Raw genomic sequence first — 14,639 nt, forward strand, 5'->3', positions numbered from 1 at the left:
CGCCTCAGGTCCCCGCATCCGTTGCGCCGGCCGCCGGGCCACCGCGGTTGAACCGTTCGCGCGCGCGGCGTGCCAACGAGTCGAACGCGAGGTAGATCACCGGCGTGGTGAAAAGCGTGAGCAACTGGCTCACGATCAGACCGCCTGCAATCGCGATACCGAGCGGCCGGCGCAATTCCGAACCGGCACCAGTGCCGAGCATCAGCGGCAGCGCGCCGAGCAGCGCGGCGAGCGTGGTCATCAGGATCGGGCGGAAGCGCAGCAGGCACGCCTGGTAAATCGCTTCGCGCGGCGCCTTGCCTTCCTCGCGTTCGGCGTAAAGCGCGAAGTCGATCATCATGATGGCGTTCTTCTTCACGATGCCGATCAGCAGCACGATGCCGATAATGCCTATGATGTCGAGATCGTGGCCCGTGATCAGCAGCGCGAGTAATGCGCCCACGCCGGCCGAGGGCAGCGTCGACAGAATCGTGATCGGGTGAATGAAGCTCTCGTACAGCACGCCGAGCACGATATACATCGTGACGATGGCCGCGAGAATCAGAAACAGCTCGTTCGACAGCGACGCCTGGAAGGCGAGCGCCGCGCCCTGATAACGCGTCTGGAAGGACGCGGGCAGGCCGATGTCCTTCTCGGCCTGTTCGATTGCCTTGACCGCCGCGCCGAGCGACGAACCAGGCGCGAGGTTGAACGAGACCGTGGTCGCCGGGAACTGGCTCAGGTGCGTGACGAGCAGCGGTGCCGGCTTTTCGACGAACCTCGCGATGGCCGAGAGCGGCACCTGTCCGCCCGACGATGTGGACGAGGGCAGATAGATCGAATTGAGCGACTCGGTGTAATGCTGCATCGAAGGCTGCGCTTCCAGAATCACGCGGTACTGGTTCGACTGCGTGAAGATGGTCGAGACAATGCGCTGGCCGAACGCGTCGTAGAGCGCGCTGTCCACGGTGGCGGGCGTGATGCCGTAACGCGACGCCGTGGCGCGGTCGATCTCGACGTAGACCGACTGGCCGTTGTCCTGCAGATCGGTGGCGACGTCGGCGAGTTCGGGCGCCTGTTTGAGCCGCTCGAGGAGCTTCGGCACCCACGTCGTGAATTCGCCGATGTTCGGGTCCGTCAGCATGAACTGATACTGCGTGGGGCTGACAGTCGAGTCGATTGTCAGGTCCTGCACCGGCTGCATATACAGCGACGCGCCCGCAATATGTGCGACGTCCTGCTGCAATTGCCGGATCACTTCGCTCGCGGTGCTGCTGCGGTCGTCGCGCGGTTTCAGGTTGATCAGCATGCGGCCGCTGTTCAGCGTGATATTGCTGCCGTCCACGCCGATGAACGACGTGAGGCTCTGCACGTCCGGGTTCTTCAGGATCTGCGCCGCGAGTTCCTGCTGACGCTCGGCCATCGATGCATACGACACCGACTGCGGCGCCTGCGTGATCGCCTGAATCACGCCCGTGTCCTGCACCGGAAAGAAGCCCTTCGGAATGAACACGTAAAGCAGCGCGGTGAGCACGAGTGTCAGTACTGCGACGACAAGCGTTGAGCGCTGCCGGTTCAGCACCCACGTGAGTGCGACTGCGTAACGGGCGATGACCCAGTCGATCGCGCGGTGCGCGCGCGCCTCGAACCGGTGGCTCTCGTGCGGCGGCGTGTGGCGCAGCAGCTTCGCGCACATCATTGGCACGAGCGTGAGCGACACGACTGCAGAAATCACGATGGTCACGGCGAGCGTGATTGCGAACTCGTGGAACAGGCGGCCCACCACGTCGCCCATGAAGAGCAGCGGAATCAGCACGGCGATCAGCGAAACGGTCAGCGAAATGATGGTGAAGCCAATCTGCTTCGAGCCCTTCAGTGCGGCTTCGAGCGGCGATTCGCCTTCTTCCACGTAACGCGCGATGTTCTCGATCATCACGATCGCGTCGTCGACCACAAAGCCGGTCGCGATGGTCAGCGCCATCAGCGATAAGTTATCCAGCGAGAAGCCGCACAGATACATCACGGCGAGCGTGCCGATCAGCGAGAGCGGCACCGAGAGACTAGGAATGATGGTCGCGTAGACGTTGGCGAGGAACAGGTACATGACCAGCACGACGAGCACGACCGACATGGCCAGCTCGAACTGCACGTCGCGCACCGAGGCGCGGATCGTAGTGGTGCGGTCGGTCACGACCTGCACGTCGAGCGCGGCAGGCAAGGCCTGCTGCAATTGCGGCAGCAGCTTCTTGATATTGTCCACCACCTGGATCACGTTGGCACCCGGCTGGCGCTGCACGTTCAGGATGATGGCCGGCGTGCCGTCCACCCAGGCGCCGAGCTTGGTGTTTTCCGCGCCCTGCACGATGGTCGCGACGTCGGTCAGCATCACCGGGCGGCCGCTCTTGTACGCGACCACCGCGCTTTTGTAGGCGTCGGCGTCGGTCAACTGGTCGTTCGCGTTGATCGTGTAGTTGCGCGTCGGTCCGTCGAAGTTGCCCTTCGGCGTGTTGACGTTCAGGTTCGAGATGGTGGTGCGCAGATCGTCCAGGTTCAGCCCATAGGCGGCGAGCGCACGCGGGTTCGCCTGAATCCGCACGGCCGGCCGCTGGCCGCCCGACAGGCTCACGAGACCCACCCCGCCGACCTGCGAGATTTTCTGCGCAAGCCGCGTGTCGGCGAGATCCTGAACCTGCGTGAGCGGCAAGGTTTTCGACGTGATGGCGAGCGTGATGATGGGCGCGTCGGCGGGATTGACCTTGGCGTAGATCGGCGGCGCGGGCAGGTCCGACGGCAGCAGGTTGCCCGCTGCGTTGATGGCGGCCTGCACTTCCTGCTCGGCGATGTCGAGCGGCAGATCGAGGGCGAACTGCAGCGTGATGATCGACGAACCGGCCGAGCTTTGCGACGACATCTGATTGAGCGACGGCATCTGCCCGAACTGGCGCTCGAGCGGCGCGGTGACGGACGAGGTCATCACGTCCGGGCTCGCGCCCGGATAGAAGGTTTGCACCTGAATGGTCGGATAGTCGACTTCGGGCAGCGCGGAGAGCGGCAAAAAGCGCAGCGCGACGAGGCCGACCAGCATGATCGCCGCCATCAGCAGCGCGGTGCCGACGGGACGCAGAATAAAAGCGCGAGATGGATTCATGCGGTAAGTGCGGTGCCTTTATTGCGAGGCTTGCGCCGCGTGCCTGCCGTGATGGGCGCGTGCGCCGGAGGCAGCGGAGGCAACCGCGGCACCGGAGGCACCGTAGGCTGCCGCGCCGCTTGCGCCGCTGGCACCGCTTGCGCCGCTTGCGGCGGCTGCGCCCCGTGCGCCGCGCGAGCCCGAAGCGCCGCGCGGCTTATCGTCCGGAATGGTGATCTTCGCGCCTTCCTTCAGGCGGTCGGAGCCGTCGATCACGACGCGCTCGCCTACCTGCAGGCCCGACTTGATGCTGGTGCGCTCGCCGTCGACGGGACCGACCTTCACCGGCCGCACGGTCACCGTGTTGTCCGGTTTCACGACGTACACGAACTGGCCCATCGAACCGTTGAGCACCGCCGAGGTCGGCACGATCACCGCGTCCTTGATCGTGTTGACGAGCAGGCGCGTGTTGACGAACTGGTTCGGGAACAGCAGGTTCTTGCTGTTCTGGAAGATCGCGCGCAGTTTGACGGTGCCGGTGGTGGTGTCGATCTGGTTGTCGAGCGTCTCCAGCGTGCCGCCTTCGAGCGACCTGGTGTTGCTGCGGTCGTACGCGGTCACGGAGAGCTTTGCGCCCGCTTGCGTCTGCTCGAGAATCTGCTGCAGGTTGTCTTCCGACGTGGTGAAGATCACGCTGATCGGCTGCAACTGCGTAATGACGACGATGCCGTTGGTCAAACTGGGCGTCACGTAGTTGCCCGGATCGACCTGGCGAAGGCCGACGCGCCCCGACACCGGCGCGGTGATGCGCGCATAGACGAGGTCGAGCTTGTAGGTGTCGACATTGGCCTTGTCCGACTTGACGGTGCCTTCGTATTGACGCACGAGCGACGCCTGTGTATCGACCTGCTGGCTCGCAATCGAGTCTTGCGACAGTAGCGTCTGATAGCGCTTCAGATCGAGACGCGCGGTTTGCAGCAGGGCTTCGTCGCGCGCGAGTGTGCCTTGCGCGTTGTCGAGCGAGATCTGGTAGGGGCGCGGGTCGATTTGCGCGAGCACGTCGCCCTTTTTGACCATCTGGCCTTCCGTGAAATACACGTCCTGCAACGTGCCGCTCAACTGCGGCAGAACCGTCACGCTCGCGAGCGGCGTGACGGTGCCAAGGGCGGTCAGCACGACCGGCATCTCGCCTTGCGTCGCAGCGGCCACATGCACCGGCTGGGGCATGTTCGCCATCGCGCCGGGACCTCCGCGGCCCGGCCGGCCGGTATGAGCGCCGCTCGCGCCCGGCGCGGCCGCGCCGCCTGGCGAGCCCCACGGATGCCAGCGCCACAGCACGAAGCCGAGAATCAGCAGCGCGAGGACGATGAGCGCGAGGTTGCGGCCGCGATGGCTTCTCACAGCGCCGGGTGGCCGGTCGCGCCCATCCCGCGCCTCGGGCGCATGCGAGGGACGGGCGGCGGCGTCGTCGGGCGTCCTGGGGGAAGCCGGAGCGGCGGGGCGTGAAGTTTCCGAATGCTGTTGTTGTTCGTCCATCGGTTCGGTCAGTGACTGCTTGGAAGTGTGGCGTAGGCGCGATTGTGCCGCATCGGCGCCTGGCATTCGCGCGCGAGGATGCACGGCAGGCCGTTTCGACAGCGGGCAAGCCGCGCACGTTCAGCGCGATGCTACCCGAGACGCGGACAAAGGATGCCTGCGCGGTGCCACAGGAGCCTCGCGATCCGGGCTCCGGCAGGCCCTTCGGGCGGCCTTGCGCCAGAGCGCGCCGGCAGCTGCGCGGCAGGAATGCATGATCCTACGTCTCGCCCTCTGTAACAGTCCACCTGCGTATTTTTCTTTTGATTACGCCGGTTACAGGGGGCGGGGTGGGCGTGCTGACGGCGCGGCGGCGCGTTCAGTTGTCGAGACGGCGTGCCGGTGTGCCGCCGATCTCCAGCACGATGCGCGCGACGCATTCGAGCAGCGCGGGCCCGGCGCGGCTGATGAGCCAGTCGCGCGGGCACTGGTCGGCAGCGCCGCCGCAGTTGACCGCGTAGCGTTCGCCGGACGGGCCGGTGAAGCCGAGCGCGATCGCATTCAGTCCGTCATACCACTCGCCGGTGGCGACAGCGAAACCGCGCTCGATGGTTTCCTGCAGCGCCGTTTCGAGCCGCCCGCCGACGTGGCCCCAGTCGTCGCCCTCGGCGGCCTGCAGGCCGGTCAGCAGTTTTTCGCGATCCGCTTCGTCGAGCGCGGCCAGATAGGCGCGGCCGATTGCGGTGCGGCTCAGGCTCATCCGCGCGCCGACTTCGAGGCGCGACACGAGCACGGCCGAGCGTGGCCGGATCACGTCGATCACCACCATGTCGAGCCGGTCGCGCACCGCCAGATGCACCGAAAGCCGCGTGCGTTCCGCGAGTTCGATCAGGAAGGGGCGGGCACGCGCGCGAATGTCGAAGTTGCGCAAAAAACCGTTGCTGAGCTCCAGCACCGACGACGTCAGCACGAAACGTTCGCTGTCGGGCAGCCGGAACAGAAAACCGGTGCCGACGAGGGTCGCCGTGATGCGCGACACCGTGGGTTTAGGAATGCCGGTGATTTCGGTCAGTTCGCGGTTGCTGAGCGGCGCGTCCGCCGCGGCAACAGAGCGGAGCACGGTCAAGCCTCGTGCCAGCGCGGTGACCTCGTCGCCGGAGCCGTCTTTCTCTTTGACGGGGTCGGCGGCGCTGCGGGTTCGCGTTCGTGGGTTCATGTGATTTTGGAACGATATTTCAGATTATTTGCGCGTAGGCGCGCGGTGCGGCGCCCATGCGCTGGACGCCAGGCCGCGCGGCAGGCGGGGCTTGGCGCCGGAATTCTTCGTATTATTCATTGTATCGGAATAATTTTCCGCAATGCGGCAAGGCTGTTTAGATTTTGCTTGACTTAGTCAGGATAACCATAAAAAATGGAACCTCATTTCGAAACACGGTATCAGGGTTGGCGCTTTAGTGCCTGCAGCCTGCCTTTCCATTGTCGGTGGAAGTGGCTAGCGTGAACCGCTCCGCGGCGGCAGTCGGTGCTTTGCACCGCATAGATCGTGTGGTCGCCCGCCCGTTTTCGAAATACCGTCTCTCAGGTTCTAGCACGGCCCTCGGAATGGCTAGAACTTTTCAAGGCGTCACGGAAACGTGACGCCTTTTTTTTGTGCGTAAATCGGCCCACATCAAGAAGCGTGTCAATGTGACGACACGCTTCACACGGCAGCGGGCGTTTGTCCGGACTACGGAGCGACTGCGCGGTTCTCAGTTCGGCGCCCGCTCGGGCAGCTTCGACAGAAGCGGTCCAAGACCCTCGGCGATAGTCAGGTGAGAGATGACGGCATCGCGCAGTCTCTGATACGGAAGTCCCGCGAGCATCGCTGTCTGCATTGCGGCCATCACTTCTCCAGCCTCCGAACCGATCATCGTGAAACCGAGGATACGGTCATCGTTCGCGCCGACGAGTACCTTCATGAAACCCTGCGTTTCGTCGGTGGCTTCCGTTCGCAAGACGTTGCTCATCGGCAGTGTTGCGACACGAACCGGGATTCCCTGACGTTGCGCGTCGCTCTCGCTCAAGCCGACTCGCGCGAGTGGGGGATCGGTGAACAGCGTGTAGGGAATCAACCGGTCGCCGGTGCTGCGCTTGCCTCCCGCAAGATTGTCGCGGACGATTCTGAAGTCATCGACGGAGACATGCGTGAATTGCGGACTGCCGGCGACTTCGCCGATCGCCCAAACGTCGGGCGCCGACGTCTGCAGCCGCTCGTTCACGCGGATGAACCCGCGGCCGTCGAGCTCGATGCCTGCGTGCGCGAGGCCGATGTCGCGCGTGTTCGGAACGCGTCCTGCCGCAACCAGAATGTCGCTGCCATCCACAGCCTGCTTTCCGGAAGGCGTTCGTACGACAATGCGTACCTGCGTTCCCGAACGACCCTCAACGCTGAGCACGTGCGCGTCGAGCACGACCTCGATCTCTTCCGCGCGGAGAATGCGCAGCATTTCGTCGCTCACATCGGCGTCTTCGCGGGCCATCAGCCGCGTGCTGCGCTCGATGATGGTCACGCGGCTCCCGAAGCGGCGATAGGCCTGCGCCATCTCGACGCCGATATAACCGCCGCCCAGTACGATCAGGTGCGTGGGTACGCGATCGAGATCAAGAGCGCCGATGTGCGTCAGCGGCTCAGCCGCTGCCAGTCCGGGCACGTCCGGGATCGCGGCGTGCGTGCCGACGTTCACCACCACCTGATTGCCGCTTAACGTGCGCGTGCCGCCATCGTTGAGTTGGACCTCGATTGTCCTCGGTGCGACGAAGCGGCCATTGCCCATGATCAACTCGGCGCCGCTCGATGCATACGCCTGCACATGGAATGCCGCTTCCCGTTCGACCATCGCGCGCTTGCGGTCGCGAACCTTCGTCATGTCGATCGCGACGGATCCAGTCGTCGTGCCGAAGTCGCCGGCATGCCGCGTCAGATGAGCAACCCGCGCGCTCCAGATTTCATTCTTGCTGGGCAGACAGGCGACGGCCGGGCACGAGCCGCCTACCCATTGCCGTTCGACCACAGCCACGCGTTGTCCCGAGCGGCCCAGGTGCCACGCCAGCAGCTTGCCGCCCTGGCCACTGCCGAGAATCAGCGTATCGAATTGTTCGATGTGAGACATGACTTCCTCTATTCAGATTGGAGTTGAGCGAGTGCCGCGCGGACAGTGCTTCGTCCTTCGGCACGAGATTCTTCGCAGGCGAGCGGATATGTCACGGCATGACATTTCCGCTCGCCAACGCGCCGCTTATTTGACCGACGGAAAATCGACGTCGGTGTCGTTGATGCGATTGAATGTGTTAGTGAAAATCGTCATGGCAATCGCCAGCGCTATCTCGGCCAGCTGAGTGTCGCTGTAGCCCGCCGCGCGAATGGCTGCAAATTCGCTTTCGCTGATCGTGCCGCGCGTGGTTTGCAGGTTCAGAACGAAGTGGATCAGCGCATCGCGCTTCGTATCGCCCGTGGGCTGTCCCGCGCGAATCCGGTCGAGGGTGTCGCGCGACAGGCCCGCCATCTTGCCGAGCATCACGTGTGCGGCGACACAGTAGTCACAACCTGTCTGCTCGCTCACGAGGACCTTGATAGTCTCCAGGTCCTGCTTGCTCAGACTGCTGGAGGCGAGGGCGCCTTCGGCGTCCAGCGCAGCGTTCAATGTGACGGGCGCGAGATGGCCGAGTGTGGCGAACAGGTTCGGCACGCTGCCGCCGGCGACTTTGCGGACTCGCGCGTAGACTTCAGCGGTGGCGCCAGTGGCGTTCGTAATAGCCGGAATTGCAATGCGACTCATGGTGGACCTCATTCGGTGGTGGTTAGGAGCCTCCACTGTAGGTCTACTGGATGAGCTTATTGAGTCTCTAAATTCTCAATATCATGCTCAAAAGTATCATTCTGGGAAAAACATGTCGCCCTCACTGGATTGGTTGAGCCGTCTGCTCGGCATGATGACCGTACGCGGTCAGCTTGAACTTCGGTGCTCGTATGGCGCACCGTGGCAAGTCATCTATGCGGATTCGGGCGCGGGCGAAATGCCTTATCACATCGTGCTGGCCGGCTCGGCCATTCTGGAGACGCCCGGCAGCGGCAAGCCGCAGCAGCTGTGCGCCGGTGACATCGTCATGCTGCCGCAAGGCTCCGCCCATAAGCTTCATGACGGCAGCGGCGCGCGGCCGAAACCTGCACGTGAACGCATGGGCTTGAACCTCACCATCAGCGAAAACAAAGGCGCGGGAGAGCGTCTGGACATGTTGTGCGGACGTATTGTTCTGGCGCCTCCGCATGACCGCTTGATTCGCGAGTATTTACCGACGCGGCTCGTCATCCGGACGTCGACCGCAAGGGCGAGCGGGCAGGGCGGGGCTCTCGACCAGTTGAACGGTCTCGTCGCACTCATGCGGGCGGAATCCAGCGCCGACAATCTCGGGGGCTACGCAATGATGAATGCGCTGTCGGCGGCTCTGTTCGCGCTAACTCTGCGTGTCAGCAGCGAGTCCGACGAGGCCCCTACCGGCCTGCTTGCGCTCGCTGGGCACTCGCGTCTATCGCCCGCACTCGCGGCCATTTTCAACGACCCGGCACGAGATTGGACCCTGCCGGAGTTGGCGAGACTCTGCAGCATGTCGCGTGCTACGCTGATCCGGCACTTTCAGGACAAGGTAGGACGCTCGCCCTTCGATCTCCTGACCGATGTCCGGATGGCGCTGGCCGCCAATGAACTGAAAAGGCCCGGCATTTCGACCGAGGCCGTGGCTGAAACTGTCGGCTATCAATCCGTGGCCGCATTCAGGCGCGCCTTCAGCCAGCATTTCGGTCTGACACCGGCAGACTGGCGCCGCTCACAGTTGGACAAGCAGCAGGTTGCCGTCGGAAGTTGAGAGCGAGGCAGGTTCCTTGCCGGCGCCTGCTGTACGCTGCAAATCCGAAGTCAAGCCGCCCCTGAACCCAGTCGGGTCGGCGGCACCTGTGGCATTCGAAGCGCCCGAACCGTTAATCTGCAGATAAGCGGCAGCCACCTTTAACGGACCATAGTCGTAGGTTGTGCCCGCGCTGTAGGCGCGGTTAACGGCAAAGCCGTTCTGGCTGTTGCTGAATGCGTACATGCCGCCGAACTTGAAACCGGAATAGTTGTTCTGCGCAACGAAGGTTCATGAACGCTGACGCGCACATCACATTGATGTTATTTGCGATTCCTGAATATTTTCGTATTCCTATCGTCCGATTCATCGACATTCGCTGCGCGAACCTCGCGCCTATAGGAGCAGCGGGGCCAGCACCCGGCAAACCGTTGCGACAACTGTTTCTGCCTGGAAGCTCCTGCCGTCGATGGCCATGGCCACAATGGCGGCACGGCGTTATGGCGGAAGGCGAAAGAAAATGTCAAAAAGGTAATCAGACTGTCACTACGCGGTCAACGCCACATCAAGACAATGGGTGCCTTGTGAATCAGATCGGCTGGGCCCATCGGTTCTCGACCAACGGGTCAGGTAACCAGAACTTCAAACGCTCAAGAGCAAAACGTGAAGAGAATCCTCGATCTGGCTATTGGCGCCATTGTCTTTTCCGCATTGACTTTTGCGACTGTTGAGGCCGCCTACGCGCGCGGCGGACCCCGTGAGGAATATGCGAAGAAGGACGAGAGTACGACCCAGCCGGAGCCACCCGCTTCGGACGCAGACGGCACGGCGACCCAAAAAGACTCGAGTACTTGCACACGCCGCTGAAAAGATCACGTGTGGCATGTAAGGTGGTTGCGCCTTGCGGCGAGGCTCGGCGGATCGATTGTCCGAGGGGAAAACGATCTTTCTTGCACGACGCTTTCCGGGACCGCCTGGAACGCCTCAACCGCTACCAACGATCCCATGAATCAATTAGCCTCAATTCGCATTTTCGCCAAGGTTGCAGAGTGCTTGAGTTTCGCTGAGGCGGCAAAACAGCTGGGCATTTCAGCTTCGGTCATCACGCGCAGCGTCGCGGGGCTCGAACAGCATCTCGGTGTGCGGCTCGTTAGCCGCACCACCCGCCGGGTTTCGCTGACGCCCGCCGGGCAAATGTATTGTGAGCATTGTGTGGGACTGCTAAGGCATCTGGCGACAATGGACGAATGCGTGAGCGTTGCCGCTGCTCAGCCTGCCGGACTTTTGCGGATTGCAGCGTCTTCTTCGTATGCTTGCACCGACCTTCCAGACGTACTCGCAGGCTACAAGGCAAAAGAGCCGCGTACACAGTTCCATCTGACCGTGTTCGATAACATGACGGATGTTACGGCGGCGGACTTCGACGTGTGCTTTAGCGCCGAGCGCCGGTTGCGCGATTCGTCACTGGTTTGCCGGGCGCTCGCACAGACACAGGAGGTGATCGTGGCGAGCCCAGCATATCTGGCACGTCGGCGAGCGCCGCGCACGCCGGCGGATCTATCTTCGCATGATGTCCTGATCGCTTCGGATTCCCCCAGCCGCTACTGGGAATTCCGTGACAAGCACGGCACCCAGCGCGTGGTGGTGCGACCGATCCTGAACATGCAAAACCCTCTGCTTGTTAAGCGCTCGGTCGAGGCCGGCCTCGGCATTGCGCGGCTATCTCGCTCGGTCGTTCAACGCGAGCTCGCAGAGGGATCATTGAGCCCGCTGTTAGAAAACGCCAAACTGTGCGGCGACGAAAAGACGGTATGGATTCTTTACTCCGGACAACCGCATATGGCAATGGCAATCCGGGACTTTGTGGACTTCACGGTACAGCGCTACCGCCAGACACCAGGTGAAAGCAAGCGCGAAACAGTCGTTCCTGTGGGGCGGGTACAACGCTACTTCAGCAATACTGAACTGCTGTGGACCGGCATTTTGTAGGTACTAAAGTGCGAACGCCTTTCGCCGGATTCCATCGCATGCGCGTTGTCGGCAGATGGATCCCGGCGAGGTCTTCAAACAAACACCAGGAACCTACTCTCATGAAACGACTACTCGTTACGGGCGCGGCGCTCGGTTGCACGATCGCGCCAATGGCCGCAATGGCACAAAGCAGCGTCACTCTGTATGGTCTGATCGACGAAGGGCTCAACTACACGAACAACACCAAAGGTGGTTCTGCTGTGCAAATGCAAAGCGGCTTTGCGCAAGGCAGCCGGTGGGGCGTGAAAGGAAGTGAAGATCTCGGTGCTGGAGTCAAAGCTATATTCCAGTTGGAGAACGGTTTTGACGTCAATTCCGGAGCGCTGGGCCAGGGCGGGCGGATGTTCGGTCGGCAAGCCTATGTGGGCTTGAGTTCGCCGCAACTGGGCACCCTGACAATGGGTCGTCAGTACGACTCCGTGGTGGACTACCTCGCTCCGCTTACTGCGAATGGCAACTGGGCGGGCTATCTTCTGTCGCATCCGTATGACAACGACAATACGGACAACTCTTTCCGCCTGAACAACAGTGTGAAGTACGCGAGCAACAATTATGGCGGCCTTTCGTTTGGCGGCCTTTATGGTTTCAGCAACCAGGCGGGCGGGTTTGCGAACAACCGGTCGTATAGCCTCGGGGCTCAATACGTCGGTGCGTCACTATCGGTTGCCGCCGCGTACATGCAGATAAACAATCCTGGCGGAACCGCGGCCGGTTCGCTCGCCACGGACGATACGGACTTCTTCGCGGCGCGTGAGCAGGTGTGGGGCGCAGGTATCAACTACACCATCGGTCCGACCTTGCTTGGTTTTGTGTATACGCACACCACGCTTAACGACGCAACGGGGTCGGTGTATGTAGGCAACTTTGCCAATCCCGCCAGCAGCCTGAAGTTCGACAACTTCGAGGTGAACGCGAAATATCAATTCGTCAAGAACGCGTTCGTTGGTGCGATGTACAACTACACGCTCGGACACTTCAATGGCGCTGCCGGTGATTCAAAGCCGAAGTGGCACCAGTTCGGGCTGATGGCAGACTACAATCTGTCGCCTCGTACCGACGTCTACGTGCAGGCCATGTATCAGCATCTGGCTGGGGGCAATGCCTCCGCTGCGCCACTCAACACGGCCTTCATTACCGGCGCGGATTCACCTTCGACGACGGCAAATCAGGTCATTACCCGTGTAGCTATCCGGCATCAGTTCTGACGTCATACGGCAACCGGCGCATCCGTATGCGCTGTTCTTCTCTCGCGCATGAATCCGTCCTTGCGCGAGAGTGCGAACCGGTTGCGTATGCATCACTCGGAAGCAGTGCTCGACCCAGCTTGCGTCGCGGCCGACGCCATGGCGCCGCCGGAGCCGTTCGGATGCTGGATTGCGTAGATTTCCTTGTTGCGGGCAATCGTCGCAACAGAAGGCGGATAGTCGTCGTCGCGCGTAGGCACGAGTCCCTCGGCTTGTGCCTGCTCCAGTTGTGCACGCACGTCAGCACGCGTTGGCCCGGGCGTGGTGGTCTGCGCGAAAGCGCTCGCGCCGAAAACGAGGCCGAGCGCGGTGACTGCAACAGAGCGTAGCAACTTCATGGTGTCTCTCCAGAACATTTATAGAAGAGTGGATGGAGTCCACGGGCTTCATTCTGGCGATTCGACCTGTCCCGACTCTGACCAGCGGATTACGGTTTGGTTAACTCTTCTCGTTAGCAGCGCGCTGTTTATCCTGACCTTTGCACAGCCCTGCACAAGCACCACCTGTCCAATAGCGACCGTAGGTCGTACTCGCGATTTTGCGTCGGGCTAGAATCGCGTCCGCAGACCGATGGTGGCAGCAACCTGACTGTTGTTTGACGATGCGGAAAGGCCCGTGATGTCCGCGGTAATACCCGAATTACCGGTACCGCTCACGTGCTGATAAACACCCTCGAGATAGACATCAACGCTTGGGCAACGAGTAGTCTGTGCGCAGACTATACGCACCGATACCTGTCGCGTTGTGCAGGCTGGTCTGCGTGATGACGAGGCCTGCTACCGCCGGACCGAATGAGTAGTTGACGCCTGCACCGAAAGTCCGCTGAGTGCCTGCTATGAACGTCGCGTCGTCGGTCACTGCACCACCCGCGAATGTCGTTCCTGAATTGTTCAGTTGCAAATAGGACAAAGCGATAAAACTTCGGAGCACTTGCCGACAAGGCTCATGGAATTCCGAAGCTTCGTTGTTGCACTTGAACAACGCGGACATGACCCGGCGCCAGTCTTTCTTCCGCGTCTTGACACCCGCATGCGAAGGTTTAGGCGTGACGATTGCTGGCGACTCAGCACAAGCCAGGTAACCCGGTCAAGACATCCGGAATCCCGGAAGTAGCGAAGCCTGGCGCGGTTGAAGCGAAGGATCCGTACTATGAGCACACTGGAGACAAAGCGGTCGATTATCCCGGCTCTCGCGCTGCTGCTCGCCGGTTGCGCGACCGGCGGCATGCCGTACGCCGGGCCGCACCTCAGCCCGACAGAGTGTCGCGACCTCGCGGCGCTAAGGACAAACGCGCCCCCCACAATGGCGGAACACCAGAGCGAACTGGCAGCCCTGAGGAAAGCGGGCTACGACCCGTCGCCCTGGTATGACGATCCGTACTACCCGGATGATCTGCAAGCGGCACAGCGCCTCGTCGACTATTGGTTCCGAACCGAGTGTCAGCAGCTTGCGCCCGGCTGAGGCCAGCCATAAACCAGGTTGCGCTCCAGGTCGCATTTTTCCGCGCGCCTTCGTTATGGAAAGTCCATTCGCATCACACATCGAGCGCTTGCCATAGCGGGGCCAGGATTTGCTTGCCTCATTCTCATAAGGTGGCCTACATGAGCGGCGACAAGTTGATCGAGCCCGAAACCGCTGTCTGCGATTCTGTTGGACGGTCGCGGACCAGTCGGCTCGACACCGGACTGATCAGAGGACCTAAACTGCGCGCTGTCCGCATTATCGTGATCGCTCACACTGATCGGCTCGCTCTCTGAAGAAAAACTGAAGATGCGATTACTGTCCAGTAAGAATGCGGCCGGTGCGCAAAGAGCAACCAAAAGCTGCGCTGTCTGCAACGACGAAATCGTGCAGCAGTGATTTGG

General features: G+C 61.8%; 12 protein-coding genes. 4 read left to right on the forward strand and 8 right to left on the reverse strand.

Features of this window, described 5'->3' with window-relative positions:
- Positions 1 to 4: 4 nt before the first annotated feature.
- The 5 genes from A3AC_RS0108880 to A3AC_RS0108905 all read right to left on the reverse strand — a co-directional run bounded on the left by A3AC_RS0108880 (position 5) and on the right by A3AC_RS0108905 (position 8,436).
- Positions 5 to 3,127 carry an MdtB/MuxB family multidrug efflux RND transporter permease subunit gene (locus A3AC_RS0108880; RefSeq protein ID WP_025598430.1) on the reverse strand — a complete coding sequence of 1,041 codons (3,123 nt, stop codon included), beginning with the start codon at positions 3,125 to 3,127 and terminating at the stop codon, positions 5 to 7.
- 18 nt (positions 3,128 to 3,145) lie between these two features.
- Entirely contained in the window at positions 3,146 to 4,642 is a 1,497-nt protein-coding gene (locus tag A3AC_RS0108885; protein WP_025598431.1) for an MdtA/MuxA family multidrug efflux RND transporter periplasmic adaptor subunit, read from the reverse strand.
- A gap of 358 nt (positions 4,643 to 5,000) precedes the next feature.
- Positions 5,001 to 5,837, reverse strand: a complete 837-nt coding sequence (locus A3AC_RS0108890; RefSeq protein WP_025598433.1) for an IclR family transcriptional regulator — start codon at positions 5,835 to 5,837, stop codon at positions 5,001 to 5,003.
- A gap of 532 nt (positions 5,838 to 6,369) precedes the next feature.
- Positions 6,370 to 7,770, reverse strand: coding sequence for a mercuric reductase (locus A3AC_RS0108900; RefSeq protein WP_025598434.1), 1,401 nt, complete (start codon positions 7,768 to 7,770; stop codon positions 6,370 to 6,372).
- A gap of 126 nt (positions 7,771 to 7,896) precedes the next feature.
- Entirely contained in the window at positions 7,897 to 8,436 is a 540-nt protein-coding gene (locus A3AC_RS0108905) for a carboxymuconolactone decarboxylase family protein (protein ID WP_025598435.1), read from the reverse strand.
- 112 nt (positions 8,437 to 8,548) lie between these two features.
- On the opposite strand from A3AC_RS0108905, the gene A3AC_RS0108910 reads away from it, so the two are divergent.
- The gene (locus A3AC_RS0108910; protein ID WP_025598436.1) at positions 8,549 to 9,520 is read left to right on the forward strand and encodes a cupin domain-containing protein; all 972 of its coding nucleotides are present in this window, start codon (positions 8,549 to 8,551) and stop codon (positions 9,518 to 9,520) included.
- Here A3AC_RS0108910 and A3AC_RS31280 read toward each other — a convergent pair.
- Complete coding sequence (locus A3AC_RS31280) at positions 9,482 to 9,745, reverse strand: hypothetical protein (RefSeq protein WP_442856485.1); 264 nt, start codon at positions 9,743 to 9,745, stop codon at positions 9,482 to 9,484. The genes A3AC_RS0108910 and A3AC_RS31280 overlap by 39 nt on opposite strands.
- Before the next feature lie 759 nt (positions 9,746 to 10,504).
- On the opposite strand from A3AC_RS31280, the gene A3AC_RS0108915 reads away from it, so the two are divergent.
- Complete coding sequence (locus tag A3AC_RS0108915) at positions 10,505 to 11,488, forward strand: LysR family transcriptional regulator (protein ID WP_025598437.1); 984 nt, start codon at positions 10,505 to 10,507, stop codon at positions 11,486 to 11,488.
- A 101-nt stretch (positions 11,489 to 11,589) separates the two neighbouring features.
- The gene (locus A3AC_RS0108920; protein WP_025598438.1) at positions 11,590 to 12,735 is read left to right on the forward strand and encodes a porin; all 1,146 of its coding nucleotides are present in this window, start codon (positions 11,590 to 11,592) and stop codon (positions 12,733 to 12,735) included.
- Positions 12,736 to 12,827: 92 nt separating this feature from the next.
- Here the strand turns inward: A3AC_RS0108920 and A3AC_RS0108925 are convergent, their stop codons facing one another.
- A complete protein-coding gene (locus A3AC_RS0108925) occupies positions 12,828 to 13,112 on the reverse strand; it encodes a DUF4148 domain-containing protein (RefSeq protein ID WP_025598439.1) in 285 nt (94 codons plus the stop codon).
- Positions 13,113 to 13,458: 346 nt separating this feature from the next.
- Positions 13,459 to 13,764, reverse strand: coding sequence for a hypothetical protein (locus A3AC_RS31215; protein ID WP_025598440.1), 306 nt, complete (start codon positions 13,762 to 13,764; stop codon positions 13,459 to 13,461).
- A 159-nt stretch (positions 13,765 to 13,923) separates the two neighbouring features.
- Between A3AC_RS31215 and A3AC_RS0108935 the strand changes: the two genes are divergently transcribed.
- Entirely contained in the window at positions 13,924 to 14,235 is a 312-nt protein-coding gene (locus tag A3AC_RS0108935) for a DUF4148 domain-containing protein (protein WP_025598441.1), read from the forward strand.
- The last annotated feature ends 404 nt before the right edge of the window (positions 14,236 to 14,639 follow it).

The organism is Burkholderia sp. WSM2230, from assembly GCF_000472445.1.
Taxonomy (GTDB): Bacteria; Pseudomonadota; Gammaproteobacteria; order Burkholderiales; family Burkholderiaceae; genus Paraburkholderia.